Here is a 15,094-nt window from a genome sequence, read left to right as displayed (position 1 = left end):
CGGCCAGGTAGCTCATATGGTTAGAGCGGCGGTCTCATAATCCCGGCCCTGCCCCTCACCTTCTGAACCCTTGGCCGTAACCCCCTATTCTCTCTGACCGGTGCTCTTCACTGGCGTTCGTCCGCCACCGGCCCGGTCCGTACAGAATCCGTACAGAACAACTGCCCCGATAGGGCCAGAAAATGGCGCAGGGCCTGACGTGGCAGGGGCCCGATCAGGAAATGGGCGCTACCTCACGCCGCTCTTCCCCTGTTGACGCAATGTCATCAGCTTCCATCTTGGCGGTGGTCCAACAGGTGCCGGTGCCATCCCGATGATGAACTTCTGCGGCACCTCGTTCTTCGGAAAGACGATGTAAACGGACGTAGTTGCAGTCAGGGGGTTTGAGGCTCCGAAGTACCTGAACGTCTCAGTGTTGACGGTGGCCTCGCCTTCCACCTTGTCGTGCATGAACCCGAGAGGACCTGTACCACGCGCGGGACCGACGCCGAAGGAAAGAGGCTGTGGGCCATTCGTCGGCCATCCGAACCGGAAGAAGTACGACCGCCCGCGCGGTGGGCCCCACTCAAACGCGGTGTGGCCTGGCACCCCCATGAAGTCAAAGTGCGGGACGAACCGAAACTTGTTGAAGTCAAGTTCGTCGCCAAAACTCCCAGGGTCCAAGACGACGAAGGAAATCGGCTCGTCTGGATGCGCTGGCTGGAAGGTAAAGCTGTCTCCCGGTAGCACCACCCCCCCTGAACCGGGCATCCACTCCAGGTGCCCTTCCTGTACTGCCCTTGCTGCCCATGTGCGTTCGCTCGGTGCGAGGAGCCGCCCGATCGGATGGTGCTTACCTGCGGCCTCCTTCATCTCCCGCGTTTTGGTCACCACGAGCACGTTGCAGACCCGGCGCACCCAGTCCAGGTATGCCGCTTCACGCGCCTCAACGAGACCAGATGGCCGCCCGATTCCTTCGGCAACGCGCTGCTCGTGCTCCAGCTTCCAGTTCTTGAGAAGCTCGACTGTGTACGTCTTGGTGTCCGTGTCGATGAGGGCGGCATCTGTGGCACAAAGCCAGATAGCGTTCTCTATCGAAGCGCGCTCCTCCGGGGTCAAGTTCGCGTCATACCGTGGACCTTTCAGCGCGGCTGCCGTGATATGCGCCGCTCGCCCAATGTTCGAATACGCGCTGGAGGACTCATCGCTCGGACCAACGCAGGGCACGCCACAATGCGGAGCCGAGCAGAGGTAGCGGGCTCTCTTGGCCAGCCGCTCTACCACCTTCGGAGGAAAGTCGTCACGCACCTTGGACACCCCACACTCAGCTCTTGCTGTCGCGCTTCACGAGATTCCGCACGGTGTGGGCAATGTCGGGATCCATCAAGTACGTGCGGTTCGTTGCGTTGTATCCAGTCGTGCGCACTGGCTTCTCGACACCGAGACGTTCGCAGATGCGCGCCAGACCGTTGTGGACGCCCCGGAGTTCCTGCCATTGGAGCCCTAGATCCGTCTCCAAGTCCGCCTGCGAGGCGCCACCTGGGCGTTTGGCAACCGCTCGTAGCAGCGCCTTGTGCTTGGAGCTGATGTCACGCCAGAGCTGCTTCACGTCATTGCGCTCCGGTGGCTCGTCGCCGCCCCCCTTCGCGCGGGAGGCTTTGTTCAACGTGTAGTCCTTCGCCAACGATTCGATCGCGAGGGCAAACGCGTGCGTACTCGGAATACTGTACCTCTTGCCATTGATCAGCACTTTCATAGTAATAGCGTACTAGTACGCTTGTAGTAGCCTGTCAACAGGAGCTTCGCTGGGGGCTTCGAACGGCTCGACGAGGGCAGTACGAGTAGCCCCCCACGGGTCTCGTGCATCGACGGAATAGAACCCTGCCTGCGCGCAGCGGGCCGCATGACCCAACGACAGGACGTGATGGGCGGGCTGCTTCTTTGCCTCGCCCCGAAGAGGGCCGCAGAAAGACACTGCGACGAGGTACACGTCCTTGAACTTTGTCCCCGTGGTCCCGATGCGCTCCAGAGCCTCCTTGATCTCCTCGGAGACGATGAGTGCCGCCGTCCACCCCCAGGTGCGAAACACCTTGGCGTCCCCCACCTTCGAGGGGTCGATGCGCATGCCGTACACGGCGCGGTATTACACCACCGGGCTTCGCCCTACGCGGGACAGGTGTCCTTGGCCCTCGTGGTCGAATCGCCGCAGCAGTTCTTCCCGGCCCTTCTTGCCGTGCTCCAAGAGGTAGGCCAGTTCCGTCGGCAGCAGCGCCTTGACGGTTACGAGCCGCACCTCCCCCGACGGCATGGTGAAAGACCGGGGGAGCGCGCTCGGCTCCATGCCCAGCAGCACACCCACCCTGCCCTCCTGGGTGACGAGCGGCTGGGGCATGCCCTTGCCGGAGACCTCCATGGACATCAAGCCCGTCTTCACCTTCTCGCGCACCCGCTCGTGCTCCGCGACCTCGTTACCCACCCGCTCTAGGAGCAACAGGGGCCAGCTCTTCTCGACGCCATTCAGGGACTCGTCTGTCTCTAGAGCGAGTTCCAGACCAAAGCCTACAGACGGCTCCGCGCGGTCCACGAAGAAGTCTGAGAGTCCGTCCGTCACAACCAGGGTGCGCCCACCCGGCCGGTGGATGACGCGCCAGACTTGCCGCCGGGCAGGCCACGACCCGCCGACGACGATGGGGATGATGACCTCCTCGTCCAGCTTCCCCAAGGTGCTCCAGAAGGCTTCGCGGGCGGTGTCCGTCTGCTCTCGCAGCTCGAGGAGCCTCCGGTTCCATTCGCGCTCCTCAGGGCTGATAGCGCTTGGGCCGGTGACCTCCTTGAACTTCACGCCCGTGATCCCCGCGCGCTCGAGGGCTTCTTTGATGTCCTCGGAGACAATGAGGGCGATGGTCCATCCCCAGGTGCGAAACACGTTGGCGTCGCCCACCTTCGTCGGGTCGATACGCATGCCGGAGACCGCCCGGTACTTGCCGACTTTCTCCGGCCGCCCGTCCTCCGGCTTCCAATACCGTACTTCTTCAGAGGCTTCGTCGTCGATACACCTGACGACTCGGGTGACGTTGGCGATGAAGTACGGCTCGGACTGCGAGGCGACGTCCACGGAAAGGAGCTGCACGTCAGCGGGGGCGAGCTGGGTGAGGATGGCTGCCACCTTCGCGTGGATGACTGGAGTGACGCCAACGCCGGCCATGGAGAAGTCCAGCGGTCTGCCTGGACGGGTAAGAGGGACCTTCAGGCGCTCCTCGAGTTGGACTGGCTCGCCCTTTCTGAACATCCACGGGTTGTCCACTTCTCGGCCGCTCTGGTCAGTCGGGTCGTTCAGCTCCCAGCTTCCAGGGACGTTAACGTCATCGCGCAGTTCGAAGTACCGCAGAGCCATGGTGGGTTCCAGACCGCGTCAACTCCGGGTGATCAGCTTGTTGAGCTTGGTGCCTTCGGTAGCAATCTCATCGGCAAGGCCTCTGAGGGCCTTGGTGAGCGACTCCCGGCACTGCTTGATGCTGCTACAGTCTTCTACTGCTTCGTTCAGCCGCTTGAAGACCTCCTCGTGGTACTCCTGCGGGTGAGGTCCCTTGTGGCCCCTGATACGAACAATGTTCGCCGGATCATTCAGCGACATTCCCGCCCGGTCGAAGATCTTCTGGAACTTCGGTGTCCATGGGCCACCGTTGTGGGTGGCCTCGGTCCACTTGTCCGTGGCGATGTGATGCTCGGGCCCCTCTGCATCCACCGGCCTGGAAACCACGCCGCTCACGCTCTGAGCCGTCGCGGCGACCGCATTGGGAGCCAGGGCGATGGTGACCGCATCAGCGGTCACAGTCACGGCTTCCACCTGCGCCACTTCAGTCAGTCGGATTCCCACCCGCGCCGCGCCTGCCGCTGCTGCTTGAGCCGAGCCGGGCAGCGTGGGCACCTTGGCCGAGAAGCTGGCAGCCGTCTGGCCAATGGCTGCGGTGAGCAGCAGGGCAAATGCCCTCGCCGCATTCTTCCCCATCACCTTGCCGTACTTCCTCCCTGCCTCGCGGATCGCCGCGAACGAGGTCGCGTGATCCAGGTCCTCCACCATCCTCCTGAAGCCCTGGATGAGCGTCCAGAACGTGTCCACTCCGATGTAGCAGACGACGGTGGCCGTGACGACTGTCGCCAGTCCCTTCGAGAACACCGGCTCAGGCGCCAGCCACATCGCCGCGTAGATCGCCATCGTCCAGTAGAGCGAGGCCTTGATCGCCTCCGGGTCGGCCATGTCCTTGAAGGACTGCATCATCTCCGGAACGATCTCTTCGATGGCGAAGGACATGGCCAGGGCGTAGCGGCCATCTCCAGTAAGGACGGGGCTGTTCATCAGCGCCTTCCGGCAATCCCCAGGCTTCCCGAGGGCCTCGCAGAACTGCAAGTACTCCTGCGTCACTCGCGCAGCCACCTCGGCCCACTGCGAAGCCGGGGGCGGCGCGTCCAGCGGAACGACACCTTCGCGCTGGGTGTACCGGTACCAGCCACTGCGTGGGGGGACTTCGAACAGCTCCCTCGCGGCTTTCTCAGGGTTGAATGAGGGCCTCACCCGCCGGACCTCCTTCGCGATGGCCCGCGTGAACTCCTCCTCCCCCAGTTCCACCGGCGTGGCATCGTCCGTGCGGGGAACGTGGATGATGGACTGGCCCTGCCCCGTGTCGAGGCGTACCACGCGCGTCGTGGTGCACGTGGTGGACAGGGCCAAGAACAAGACCGCAACGACCAGACGATGAGGAACCATGAGACGCCCTCCTGATCGGGGAGGGTTCGAGCCTACGGGACCGTCACCCCAGTGACGATGACGCTCCAGGTCCCATCCGCATCCCACAACGCTTCCAGGCATCCTCCAGCAGCCTGCCAGGGAGTAGAAAAGCACAGGCAGAGGTTGAGCAGTATCGACCCCCTTGCAGCGACGCTCCGGGCTCGGTATAGGGGGCTCCCATCAACGGCCAGGTAGCTCATCTGGTTAGAGCGGCGGTCTCATAATCCGCAGGTAGTCGGTTCGAGTCCGACCCTGGCCACAAGCCCCGTCCTCAGTTCTTCTGAGGGCGGGGCTTCTTTTTTTTGCGGGTCCGTGCGCCTACGCCGCGGGCTGGGTCTCGAAGCCGAGCGCCTCGTGCGCGAAGCGGAACATGCGCTCCTGGAGCTGCTTGAGGGACTCGATCGGGTGGCGCCCGGTGCGGTCCGCCGCATCCTCCAGCTTCTCCTTGCAGCGCAGGTCGACGCAGAGGAGCACCCCCACGCGGCGCTTGCTGTTCACGTCGGTCGTCAGCAGCCCCACCTCGCTGGACGAGCCATAGCTGTGGCACCAATCACACATCTGTGCGGTGCGCACACTGGCGTCCTGGGAGCTCCGGCGGAAGATGATGCCGATGGGCTTGCGGCTGCCGGGCGCGGAGAAGACCAGATACACGCGCGCCCCGGAGGTCTCCGTCCACGCCAGGTAGTCGCGCACGAAGAAGGGGAAGGTCACGCCCGAGGGCATCTCGATGACCCGGCGATCGCGCGGGCGGAAGGCCTCGATGAGTGTCCGGTCAGTTTCGAGTCGGAACACGGCTGCTCCTTAGGAGAACACCTGTGCCTAACAGGCAGCCCAGCCCGAATCCACCCGAACCGAGTCGGCAGCCGGGCCACCGCTCATCCCTGCTCCGTCCACCTACCTGTCTCCATACACCCAGGACTCCACCCCCCGCCCCGGGACGAGCTCATCTCGCGTCACTGTCTCGTGACCCGTCGCCTTGCCCAGCTCCATCAGCGACTTGAAGCGCAGCAGATCATCGTCCATCTGCTTCTTCGGATCGGCGCCCAGCAGCTTCGCGAACGCATGTCCGATCGCCCCCGCCGGCGGGTTGTACGACAGCCGGATGTCCAGCCGCGTCCGCCCCCCTCCCACGTCCTCGAAGTGGATGATGCCCGCGTTCTCCACCATCGCCCCTTCCACGCTCTTCCACGCCAGCACCTTGCCCGGCTCGATCCGCGTGATGACCGCGTCCCACTCGAAGACGATCCCCGCCGGCCCGCGCACCTTCCAGCTCGAGCGGCCCTCCTTGGTCATCCGCACCTCCTCCACGTGCCGCATGAAGCGTGGGAAGTTGTGCATCGCCTGCCAGAACGCGAACACCTCATTCACCGGCGCGTGCACCGTGATGTCCTTGTGGAACGTCAGCGCCGTGCCCCCCACCCCCATCAGCTGCCTCAGCTCCAGGTTCGTCAGGCTCCGCAGCCCCAACAGCAGCCCCATTCCCCCGAGCACTGACCCCAACACTCCTCGGCGCGAGAGGCCATACCCCATCACCCCCAGGCTCCCGAGCCCCGCCAGGAAGCGCGCCGTCGGGGACCAGTTGCGCTGCAATAGCTCCGGCCGGCTCCCAGGACGCCCCACCCCGCCCTGGAGATAGGGATGACTCCCCGCCTCCGGGTAGCTCTCCAGGCCGTCGTTGAGCTCCCTCACCCCCCGCACGCGCCGGACCTGCGCAAGCACCCGCTTCAGCTCCCCGGCCAGGATGGGGCCATTCAGCTCCACCCGTCCCTGCCGGCAGAGCACGTGGATGGCCCCGGGATGCGAGCACACCCGCCCCAGCGCGGAGCGCACGCGCGCCTCCAGCGTCACGTCCTCCACCTCCTCCTCATACAGCCGGCCCCGGAGCTTGAAGACGAGCCCTCTCGCGCGGTGCTCCATGTCTCGCGCCACCACCTCGAGCGCATCCGCGGCGCCGAAGATCCCATGCCGGGCCTTCTCCCGAGCATGGGCACGGCGTGACCTGCCGCTGCGCGGATCTGCCCAGTACATCACCCCGGCCCCGAACCCCACGCCACCGAGTACCCACCCCGCTCTGGTCATCGCCTGGCCTCCTTGAGTCCGCCTCCTCAACGTGAAGGCGACACAGCCCCCGAGCAGCAGCCGAGCGAGGAACTCCTTCGACGCCCGCTTGGGAGTCCGGGCGAAGAGAGGGGGGCTGCACCTGTCTGCCAGGATGAACACCTTGTGGGCTCGAACCCAGGGCGAGGCACGGGCCTCTCGCACGTCCCCTCGCCCGCCCAGATGAGGTGCCGATGCCTGAGCCACTTCCACCGCAGACCCAGCCCCCTGTCAAAGAGCCTGATCCCCAGGTTCCTCAACGCGAGCCGCCGCCTGCACCTCCCCCCGAGCGAGATCCACCCTCGCGGCAGCCACCGGAGAAGGACCCTCCGCCCCCCTCTCCTGAGCCCGGCAAGCCCGTCCCTGGGGTGAAGGATCCGCCGGTTCCCGGCCAGCCTCCCTCCAAGCCCGGGATCATCGCCCGTGCGAGGACTCCCCAGCCGGCGGGCGCTCGCCAAACCTGTCTACTTGTCTGACAGGTTGCCCAGACCCGCCCCGAGTGCTCGCTTGCTTGCCAGAGCGCAAGGGGGGCCCTTGCTCTGAGCCTCCTCGTCGTCCCAGGAGGAGCCCCCATCTTGGGGGAACCTCGGTGGGGCCGCGAAAGGACGGGGCATGGCCAGAAGACTGCGCGACTCGGTCGTCGTCATCACGGGAGCCTCCAGCGGCATCGGCCGAGCCACGGCGCTGCGGTTCGCGAGCAAGGGCGCCACCGTGGTCCTCAACGCACGGACCGAGTCCGAGCTGCGGGAGCTGGCCTCCGCGTGTGAGCGCCTGGGCTCGCGGCCCCTCGTCCTTCCCGCCGATGTCACGGATGAAGCCGCCATGAAGGACCTGGCCCAGCTCGCCGCCGGGGCCTTCAGGCGGATCGACGTCTGGGTGAACAACGCGGCCGTGTCGCTCTTCTCCCTCTTCGAGGAGTCGCCCCCAGAGGCCTTCCGCCAGGTCATCGAGACGAACCTCTTCGGCTACGTCCACGGCGCTCGCGCCGCCCTCCCCTACTTCCACCAGCAGGGCGGCGGTGTCCTCATCAACGTCTCCTCCGTCTTCGGCACCATGGGCGCACCCTATCTGAGCGCCTACGTCACCTCGAAGTACGCCATCCGCGGCCTCTCCGAGTGTCTGCGCCAGGAAAGCCGGGACTCGAACATCCGCGTCGTCACCATCCTCCCCGCCTCCATCGAGCCCCCCGTTCTCTCACAGGCGGCCCACGCCACCGACCGCGCCCTCCCACCCCTCGAGCCCCTCTACCCCGCCGATCGGGTGGCCCGAGCCATCGTTCGCAGCGCCGTCCGCCCCAAGCGCGAGGTCTACGTCGGCAGCACCCGCCGCAGGCGGCAGTTCCTCCGCCCCCTCACGCTGCCCGTCCGAGCACCTCTCTCCCCTGCGCGCCCCAGCCCCGCGCCTGGCAACCTCCTCGCGCCCGTCCCTCCCGTCGTCGCGAGCGGCCGCTGGCGCGATGCGACGTACGTCCGCAAGGGGCTGCTCCTCGGCCTCCTCGCCGTCCCGGTCCTGCTGGGCTGGAGGTGGCTGGCTCAGGGGCGAGGGCTCTTTTTTTGACGGAACGCCCAGGCGACCTCCTAATGCCGCCCACAGGCCAGTAGCGGCCTGTAGCAGCCCCCGCCAGGAGGTCCCTGATGCAGGATGGCAACATCAGCCCGCTGAGCGCCGACACCGTGTCGGCTCCGGTCGATTCCGGTGAACGCCGCTCTGGCCCCGAGGCCGACGTCGTCTCCACCCACGTCCTCGTCGCCGAGGAGCAGGTGCAGAAGCTCCGCGAGCTCTCCCGGCGGACCCGCATCGCGCAGAGCGAGTACCTCCGCGAGGCCGTGGAGGATCTGCTCGCCAAGTACGGCCGCAATGGGGGCACGCCGTGACGACCGCCACCGCCACCGCCACGGACACCCGTCACATCCGTGAGTTGCTGCCCCTGGGTCTGATGCGCGATCTGCCGGGCGCGCTCCCCGCGCAGCCCCTCCCTCCGGAAGAGCCGCCCTCTTCCATCACGCGGGCCATCGTCCGCTGGCTCAACGAAGAGCTGTAGTCCCCGCCACGCAAGGGCCAGGCCTGCTCACGCCATGGGCGCGGAGGCCTCGCCCTCCTTGCCCAGCTTGTTGGCGATGTCCCGGAAGGACAGGTGCCCGAGCGACAGCAGCAGCAGGCCAAAGCCCACCTGCTGCACCGTCTGGCACAGCCACACCACGTTGGCGTAGGCCATCCCGCTGGCGTTCACCACCGAGGCGGGCAGGAAGAGGCCCAGGCCCACCTTCGTCGCCGCCTGGAAGGTGCCCATCATCCCGGGCGCCGCCGGGATCATCAGCCCCACCACCAGCACCGTCATCACCACGTAGCCCTGGAACAGGCTCAGGCTCATGGGCTGGCACGAGGGATCCTCTCCTCCGATGCAGCCGAAGGCCCGCGCCACCAGGGCCATGCCCGCGCCGTTCAGCCCCCAGTACCCCAGCGTGAGGAGGAAGAAGAGGGCCAGCTGCCCGGGGCTCGGGAGCTGGCGCATCGCGCCCACGAAGCTGTCCACGATGTCCGCCATCTTGTCGGCCAGCCTGGGCATCAACCGCCCCACCGTGACGCGCACCAGGTGCACCGCGCGGTCGTGCTGCCAGCGCGCGAAGAGCAGGAAGGCCAGCCCGCCACCGAACACGGCGAACATCAGCGTGGAGCCCAGCTTCACGTAGCGCACCTGCTCCGTCTCCTCGGGGATGAAGAAGAGCAGCGTGCGCAGCAGCGTCGCGACAACGAGTCCGTCCGTGATGCGCTCGAGCACCACGGACGTCATCGCCGCGCTGCGCCGGATGGAGGTGCGCTGGGCGATGAGGAAGGGGCGCGCGAACTCTCCCAGCCGGAACGGCAGCACCAGCAACATCATGAAGCCGATGCCGGAGGCCTGGTTGAGCTTCCGGAAGGGCACTCGCTCCATGCCCGACAGCAGACACCCCCAGCGCACCGTGCGGCAGAGGTGGATGAGGATGAGGATGCCGAAGTACGGCAGGACGTAGAGGTAGTTCGCCGAGCGCAGGCTGTTCCACTGGGCCTGCCAGTCGGTCTCCCGGAACGCCCACCAGGTGAATATGAGGGTGACCAGCACGCTGGCCCCAAGCTTGAGAGCACGCTTCACGGCTGGCGGATATAGCGTCAGTCCCCCTCGGACTCCAGGGCTTCCCCTGCCAGGAGACGTGCAGGGTTGGCTCGCATGAGGCGTTCGAACGCCTGCTCCCCTGCCCTGGCGCGCAGCTCCACCAGCGCCTTCCCCACCCAGTCCCTGGCTCCGACAGGCGCGTGCAGGTCCGTGGCGCCCAGGGTGTAGAGCCCCTCCTCCAGGAACGCCCGCGCCAGCTTCTTCGGCGTCCCCCCATAGCGCCCGGTGAGCGCCCCCACGTCCAGCTGAAGCAGGGCGCCGGTTCTCACGGCCTCCGCCGCGCGGCCCTTGCGCTCGAACTCCAGGCAGCGCTCCGGGTGGGCGATGACGGGAGCCACGCCCTTCGTCCGGATCCGGAAGAGGACGTCCAGCAAGGCCGGCACGGGCGTCGTGTAGGGCAGCTCCACCAGCACGTACTGCCCCTCGCCCAGCATCCGCGCCGCCGGCGTGCCCAGGCTCCGCAGGAAGGCGTCATCCAGCACATTCTCCGCGTTGCGCCCGAGCGTCAGAGGGATGGCCTCGCGCTCCAGGGCGGCGCGAACCTCGGCGAGCCGGAGCTCCACGGTCTCCCGTGGCGCGTACTCGGGGCGCGCATGGGGGCTGGGGGCCACGGTGGAGAAGCCCAGATCGACCAGGGCCCGTGCCATCTCCAGGCTGTCCTCCAGGCTCTTCGCCCCATCATCCACGCCTGGCAGCAGGTGGCAGTGCAGGTCGACCAGCCCGCTCACGCGTCGCTCCCCCGATCGGGGTGGTCGGGGGGCAGCTCATCCTCTCGCTCATCCACCTGCCGCTCGGGCACGCGGTACTCCTCCCCCAACCAGCGGCCCAGATCCACCGCTCGACAGCGCCGGGAGCAGAAGGGATAGGACGCGTTCTCCGCGCGCGGAGCCACGGACTTCTCGCAGATGGGACAGGTGGGCTGCGGCATGGTCCTCTCCAAGGACTTTCCAACGAACTCCATAAGCCCTGAGGCGCTCGCGGGCCAGCAGCGAGCAAGGCCTCCAGCGCTCACACCCACACCACAATATTGCAACATTTGTGAACATTTCCATAAGATGGGTTCCCAGGCTGAGCCGCCGCAGGGCCGAACGGCGGATCCCGGAGGAACAGATGACCCCAGCACAGAGCCCCCGGCTCCGCACGCGCTGCCTCCTGCTGCTCGCCCCGCTGCTGGTGGCGGCCACGCCTTCGCCACTCCCCCTCGCCCACGGGCTGGTGCTCGCGCAGCCCACGAGACCGGAGCGCCTGGTGTTCGTGGAACCTCCTCCGGAGATCCTGGTGCACACCTGCGTGCCGATCATCGTGGAGACCCAGAACCCCCTCGGCGTCCCGATCAACCTGGGGATAGAGCTCGTCGTCACCGTGACCAAGAGCCCGCCTCTGGGCAGCTTCTACGACTCGGAGACATGCGAGACCCCCACCGCCTCGGTGATCATCCCCATCGGCGCCACGCGCCAGCAGGTGTGGTTCGAAGGCCATGCGCTCGGTCGAGTGACGCTGGAGGTCAACGATGGGCCCTTCGGCCTGATCGACAGCATGTCCAGGCCGATCTCGATCGTCCCCTCCTTCACGAACAACTTCGTGTTCTCCGGTGTCCCTTCGAGCGCATCCACGGGCAACCCCATTACGTTCGCGGTGACGGCCTTGGATGACCGTGGCCAGCCCGCTCAGGCCTACTCCGGCCGGGTACGCCTCTCGTCCACCCTCCCCGTCCCGGGACTGCCCCGGGAGGACGACTTCAATCCTCCTGTGGATCAAGGCAGGAAGACCTACTCCCTCACCTTCCCGGCTGCGGGCACCTATCAGCTGACGCTCGAAGATGTGAACAACCCTGATCTGGTGGCGGAAAGCCAAGTCATCACCGTGACAGGCCCCACCCTCCCCCCCAAGGTGTCGGTGTACGCGTCCCGCCCGAACCCCGTGCCGGCCTGCGAGCCGGTGAGGTTCGATCTGGCCGTGCTGGACTCTTCGGGGGATCCCGCGTCGGCGACCGCCACGGTGCGCTTCTGCAGGACGCCGGATCGCACGGCGACCCTCGTCAGCCACTCCTTCGAGCTGGCGGCCTTCGAGGGAAACTGCGTCGTCGGTACCTTCTTCAGTACCGCGAACATGATCTGGACGAACACCCGGGCAGAGGACGTCACGTTCACGGTCTCCGACGCGACGGCCGAGGGCCCTGTCACCGTCTCCTGGCGGCCCATGCTGAGCCCGGAGCGCTCCGGCCTCTGGTTCCAAGAGAACTCCGACGGCATCCCCCTCCTGAACACCTTCAATGAACAGCTCACGCTCCAGTTCGATGCGCGCGACACCTGCGGCAACCCGATCATCTTCCCCGCGGACAAGACACTGGCCTTCAGCGCCACTCCGCCGCTGTTCGTCGGCGCGGCCGTCAAGGAGAACAGCGGCCGGTGGACGGCCCCCGTCGCGTTGAAGAAATGCCCAGAGGACCGCACGGCCACGCTGGCCATCTGGCCGACCCTCGACGGCACCGCGATCGAGCGGTCCCCCAGCGTGCGGTTCGAGCGACTCGTGCTGCCTGAGTGCAGCGAGCCCTTCGTGGAGCTCTCGATCCGCCCCCGGCAGGAGGGCGCGATGGCGGAGCCGGGCGGACGGGTAAAGTTCGAGGTGAAGCTCGAGAACAAGGGCCCGAGGCCCATCGACGCCGGAGTGCTGCGGCTGTCGACCGAGGGCCTGATCCTGAGCGAGGTGGACATCGAAGGCGTGCGCCTCGCGCCTTCGGAGGAGGGGACCGCGCTGCCGGCGTTGGGCACGGACAAGCCGCTGGTGGTGAAGTTCGAGGGTCGGGCCACCATGGCGCTCGATGACAAGGCGCGCGTCAGGGCCTGGTACACGACCCCGGAGGGCGCCCCACTCACCCCGGAGAAGGCCTTCGAGTTCGAGCTGGGAGGCGTCGGCGTGGACGTGGGGTGTGGCTGCCACGCGAGCAGCCTGCCAGGCCAGCTCTTGCCCTGGCTGGCCCTCCTCCTGGCGGCATCGCGCCCCTGGGAGCGTTCGCATAGACTGCGGCGGCGCGAAAGGATCGACCGCTAGGCACCATGGCCGCAGCGACCCTCACTCTCCTGGTCCTGACCCTCACGGGCCAGACAGCCGCGCTGCATTCCGACAAGGCCTTCGTCACCTCCGAGGACAGCGCGCAGATCGAGCTCAGCGCGCTCGATGAGTCCGGCCGTCCCCTGCCCGACGCCCAGGTCTCGCTGACCGTCAACGTCGGGGCTGTCACGGAGCCGCTCCTCACCCAGGACGGCACGTTCAGCGCCACCTACCGGCCGCCCAAGCAGGAGGGGGCGCAGGTGGCCTTGTTCCATGCCACGGCAAAGAGCGGGGCCTTCAGCTCCAGGGCGTGGCTCGCCCTGCCCATCCACGGCGCCCACCTCCTGCGCGTCCAGGCCCCTCCCCGCTCGCGCGTGCGGGTCTCTATCGGCGCCGCTTCCTTCGGGCCCGTCACCGTCGCGGCCAGCGGTGAGGCCGCCGTGCCGGTGAAGGTTCCGCCTGGGATCTCCAGCGCCCAGGTGACCACCGTCGAGCGCTCGGGCCGGACTCGCACGCAGACGGTTCCTCTCCCCGCGCCCCGCTTCGTCCGCATCCGGCTCGTGCCGCTGGAGGCGCCCGTCCAGGACAAGCCCGCCCGGCTGCAGGGGTTCGTCGTGGACGAGAGCGGCAACCCCGCCGTCGCCATCCCTCCCCTCTCCGTCAGCGTGGACCGAGGCACGCTCGGCCCCATCGAGGCGAAGGAGAGCGGCACCTTCGAGATCCCCTATACGGCCCCGGCTCCAAGCGGGTCCCCGGTGAAGATCTCCGCCGCCCCCACGGACGAGACCGATCGATCCTTCACGCTGCCGATCGATCCACTCCCAGCGCCCCCCACCTCCCCTGGTGAGCCCGGCGCGACCGATGGGCGGCCTCCCGTCGCCGCCACGGAGCCGCTGCCTCCATCCTTGCCCTGGATCCCATGGCAGCCCTCGGTGGGTGTGCTCATGTTCCTCCAGAGCAATGCCGCTGCCTCGAACGGACTCGGGATCCGGGCGGAGGCCTCACTGCGGCTGGCCCAGCTCCCGTTGGAGGCGTTGGTGCAGCTCGACCTCAGGAAGAACGGAGAGGTCAACGAGATGAGCCCCGTCGAAGGGCTGCCTCCGCTGACCAAGACGTTCACCCTCAGCGGCCTGAGCCTCAGGGCGGGCGCGCGCTGGAGCCGGCCGATCCTGACGCGGGGCATGCTCTTCGCGGACATGAGCCTGGGCTTCTTGGGGATGAGCGGGACGGTGAGCCTGCGGAGCGGGGAATCCTCGCTCGAGCAGGACATCCGCTCGAGGGGACCCGCCTTCGCGGTCGGAGGAGGGTTCGGGTGGGAAATGGGCCCCGGCCGCCTGTACGGTCAGCTTCAGTGGGGCTACGCACCGGGGCGTGATCAGGTGCAAGGCAACCTGGCGGGAGTGTCCGTGGCGGCGGGGTACCAGCTCGTGTTCGGAGGGGACCGGCAGCCATGAGACGGTGCGCGGCGACATGGGTGCTCGTGCTCCTGAGCACCGCGGCCCTGGCCGAAACTCCCTCGGCAAACGCGCCCGGGACAGTGTGGATCACGCTGCGGCCCCAGCCTTCGCTGCCGCTGAAGAGCCCGCGCGTTCAGGCCGCTGGGAAGGACGCCGCGGCTGACGCGGGAGGAGCGTTCCGCGTGGACGGGCTCGCCTCCGGTTGGGTGGCCATCCGCGCCTCGGCGGAGGGCTACCAGGACGTGGAGCGGAAGGTGCTGCTCCCCGCAGGCGGACAGACCAGCGTCTTCCTGCCACTCGAGCGCATCCCGGGCCCGGGAACCGTGAAGGGCCGGGTCCTCCGCGAGGAGGGCCGCGATGGCACCCAGGTCCCTCTCCCGGACGTAGAGGTGCTGATTGGCGACCGGGTGGTCGCCAAGAGCGACTCCGTGGGAGTCTTCGTGGTGCCGGAGGCAGGGCCGGGTCCGGTCTCGCTGAAGCTCGCGGGTGCGGGGGTCCGGCCGCAGGAGGAGCTGGTGGTCGTGCCGTCCCATGGCGAGGCCTCGGTCGAGATCCTCATGCAGAAGGGCGAGG

General features: G+C 67.4%; 16 protein-coding genes and 1 tRNA gene. 7 read left to right on the top strand and 10 right to left on the bottom strand.

From position 1 onward, the window contains the following. Positions 1–228: 228 nt before the first annotated feature. From VD972_RS19595 to VD972_RS19575, 5 genes are read right to left on the bottom strand one after another with little or no spacing between them, the layout of a single operon-like run. The gene (locus VD972_RS19595; RefSeq protein ID WP_324989195.1) at positions 229–1,296 is read right to left on the bottom strand and encodes a hypothetical protein; all 1,068 of its coding nucleotides are present in this window, start codon (positions 1,294–1,296) and stop codon (positions 229–231) included. A 7-nt stretch (positions 1,297–1,303) separates the two neighbouring features. Then, the gene (locus VD972_RS19590; RefSeq protein ID WP_324989193.1) at positions 1,304–1,735 is read right to left on the bottom strand and encodes a hypothetical protein; all 432 of its coding nucleotides are present in this window, start codon (positions 1,733–1,735) and stop codon (positions 1,304–1,306) included. A 12-nt stretch (positions 1,736–1,747) separates the two neighbouring features. Beyond that, positions 1,748–2,104 (bottom strand): hypothetical protein, encoded by a 357-nt coding sequence (locus VD972_RS19585; RefSeq protein WP_324989192.1) that lies wholly within the window; start codon positions 2,102–2,104, stop codon positions 1,748–1,750. Positions 2,105–2,122: 18 nt separating this feature from the next. After that, positions 2,123–3,373 (bottom strand): imm11 family protein, encoded by a 1,251-nt coding sequence (locus tag VD972_RS19580; RefSeq protein WP_324989189.1) that lies wholly within the window; start codon positions 3,371–3,373, stop codon positions 2,123–2,125. A gap of 18 nt (positions 3,374–3,391) precedes the next feature. Continuing rightward, positions 3,392–4,744 carry an AHH domain-containing protein gene (locus VD972_RS19575; RefSeq protein WP_324989187.1) on the bottom strand — a complete coding sequence of 451 codons (1,353 nt, stop codon included), beginning with the start codon at positions 4,742–4,744 and terminating at the stop codon, positions 3,392–3,394. 206 nt (positions 4,745–4,950) lie between these two features. Between VD972_RS19575 and VD972_RS19570 the strand changes: the two genes are divergently transcribed. Beyond that, a tRNA-Ile gene (locus VD972_RS19570) sits at positions 4,951–5,024 on the top strand. Positions 5,025–5,083: 59 nt separating this feature from the next. Here VD972_RS19570 and VD972_RS19565 read toward each other — a convergent pair. Both VD972_RS19565 and VD972_RS19560 read right to left on the bottom strand, forming a co-directional pair. Continuing rightward, positions 5,084–5,557, bottom strand: coding sequence for an FBP domain-containing protein (locus VD972_RS19565; protein WP_324989185.1), 474 nt, complete (start codon positions 5,555–5,557; stop codon positions 5,084–5,086). 102 nt (positions 5,558–5,659) lie between these two features. After that, positions 5,660–6,844, bottom strand: a complete 1,185-nt coding sequence (locus VD972_RS19560) for an SRPBCC family protein (RefSeq protein WP_324989183.1) — start codon at positions 6,842–6,844, stop codon at positions 5,660–5,662. Positions 6,845–7,474: 630 nt separating this feature from the next. Here VD972_RS19560 and VD972_RS19555 point away from each other — a divergent pair. From VD972_RS19555 to VD972_RS19545, 3 genes are all read left to right on the top strand, one after another. Then, positions 7,475–8,419 (top strand): SDR family NAD(P)-dependent oxidoreductase, encoded by a 945-nt coding sequence (locus VD972_RS19555; RefSeq protein ID WP_324989181.1) that lies wholly within the window; start codon positions 7,475–7,477, stop codon positions 8,417–8,419. A gap of 77 nt (positions 8,420–8,496) precedes the next feature. Then, positions 8,497–8,736, top strand: a complete 240-nt coding sequence (locus VD972_RS19550; RefSeq protein WP_324989180.1) for a ribbon-helix-helix domain-containing protein — start codon at positions 8,497–8,499, stop codon at positions 8,734–8,736. After that, on the top strand, positions 8,733–8,903 hold the full coding sequence (locus tag VD972_RS19545) for a hypothetical protein (protein WP_324989178.1): 171 nt from the start codon (positions 8,733–8,735) through the stop codon (positions 8,901–8,903). The genes VD972_RS19550 and VD972_RS19545 overlap by 4 nt, the downstream gene beginning before the upstream one ends. Before the next feature lie 27 nt (positions 8,904–8,930). On the opposite strand, the gene VD972_RS19540 is transcribed toward VD972_RS19545, so the two are convergent. The 3 genes from VD972_RS19540 to VD972_RS19530 are packed head-to-tail and all read right to left on the bottom strand — an operon-like array spanning position 8,931 to position 10,941. Continuing rightward, positions 8,931–9,992, bottom strand: a complete 1,062-nt coding sequence (locus VD972_RS19540; protein ID WP_324989176.1) for a lysylphosphatidylglycerol synthase transmembrane domain-containing protein — start codon at positions 9,990–9,992, stop codon at positions 8,931–8,933. A 17-nt stretch (positions 9,993–10,009) separates the two neighbouring features. Next, on the bottom strand, positions 10,010–10,741 hold the full coding sequence (locus tag VD972_RS19535; RefSeq protein ID WP_324989174.1) for a tyrosine-protein phosphatase: 732 nt from the start codon (positions 10,739–10,741) through the stop codon (positions 10,010–10,012). After that, the gene (locus VD972_RS19530; protein WP_324989172.1) at positions 10,738–10,941 is read right to left on the bottom strand and encodes a DNA gyrase inhibitor YacG; all 204 of its coding nucleotides are present in this window, start codon (positions 10,939–10,941) and stop codon (positions 10,738–10,740) included. The genes VD972_RS19535 and VD972_RS19530 overlap by 4 nt, the downstream gene beginning before the upstream one ends. Positions 10,942–11,123: 182 nt before the next feature. Here VD972_RS19530 and VD972_RS19525 point away from each other — a divergent pair, with 182 nt between their 5' ends. The 3 genes from VD972_RS19525 to VD972_RS19515 all read left to right on the top strand — a co-directional run. Beyond that, positions 11,124–13,064, top strand: a complete 1,941-nt coding sequence (locus VD972_RS19525; RefSeq protein WP_324989170.1) for a hypothetical protein — start codon at positions 11,124–11,126, stop codon at positions 13,062–13,064. Between the two features lie 5 nt (positions 13,065–13,069). After that, positions 13,070–14,518, top strand: a complete 1,449-nt coding sequence (locus tag VD972_RS19520; protein WP_324989169.1) for a hypothetical protein — start codon at positions 13,070–13,072, stop codon at positions 14,516–14,518. After that, on the top strand, positions 14,515–15,094 hold a 580-nt coding region (locus VD972_RS19515), incomplete at its 3' end, for a hypothetical protein (protein ID WP_324989167.1). The genes VD972_RS19520 and VD972_RS19515, both read left to right, overlap by 4 nt.

The sequence above is a fragment of the Hyalangium sp. genome, assembly GCF_035629615.1.
GTDB lineage: Bacteria > Myxococcota > Myxococcia > Myxococcales > Myxococcaceae > Hyalangium.
This window is presented reverse-complemented; position numbering and strand designations above follow the sequence as displayed.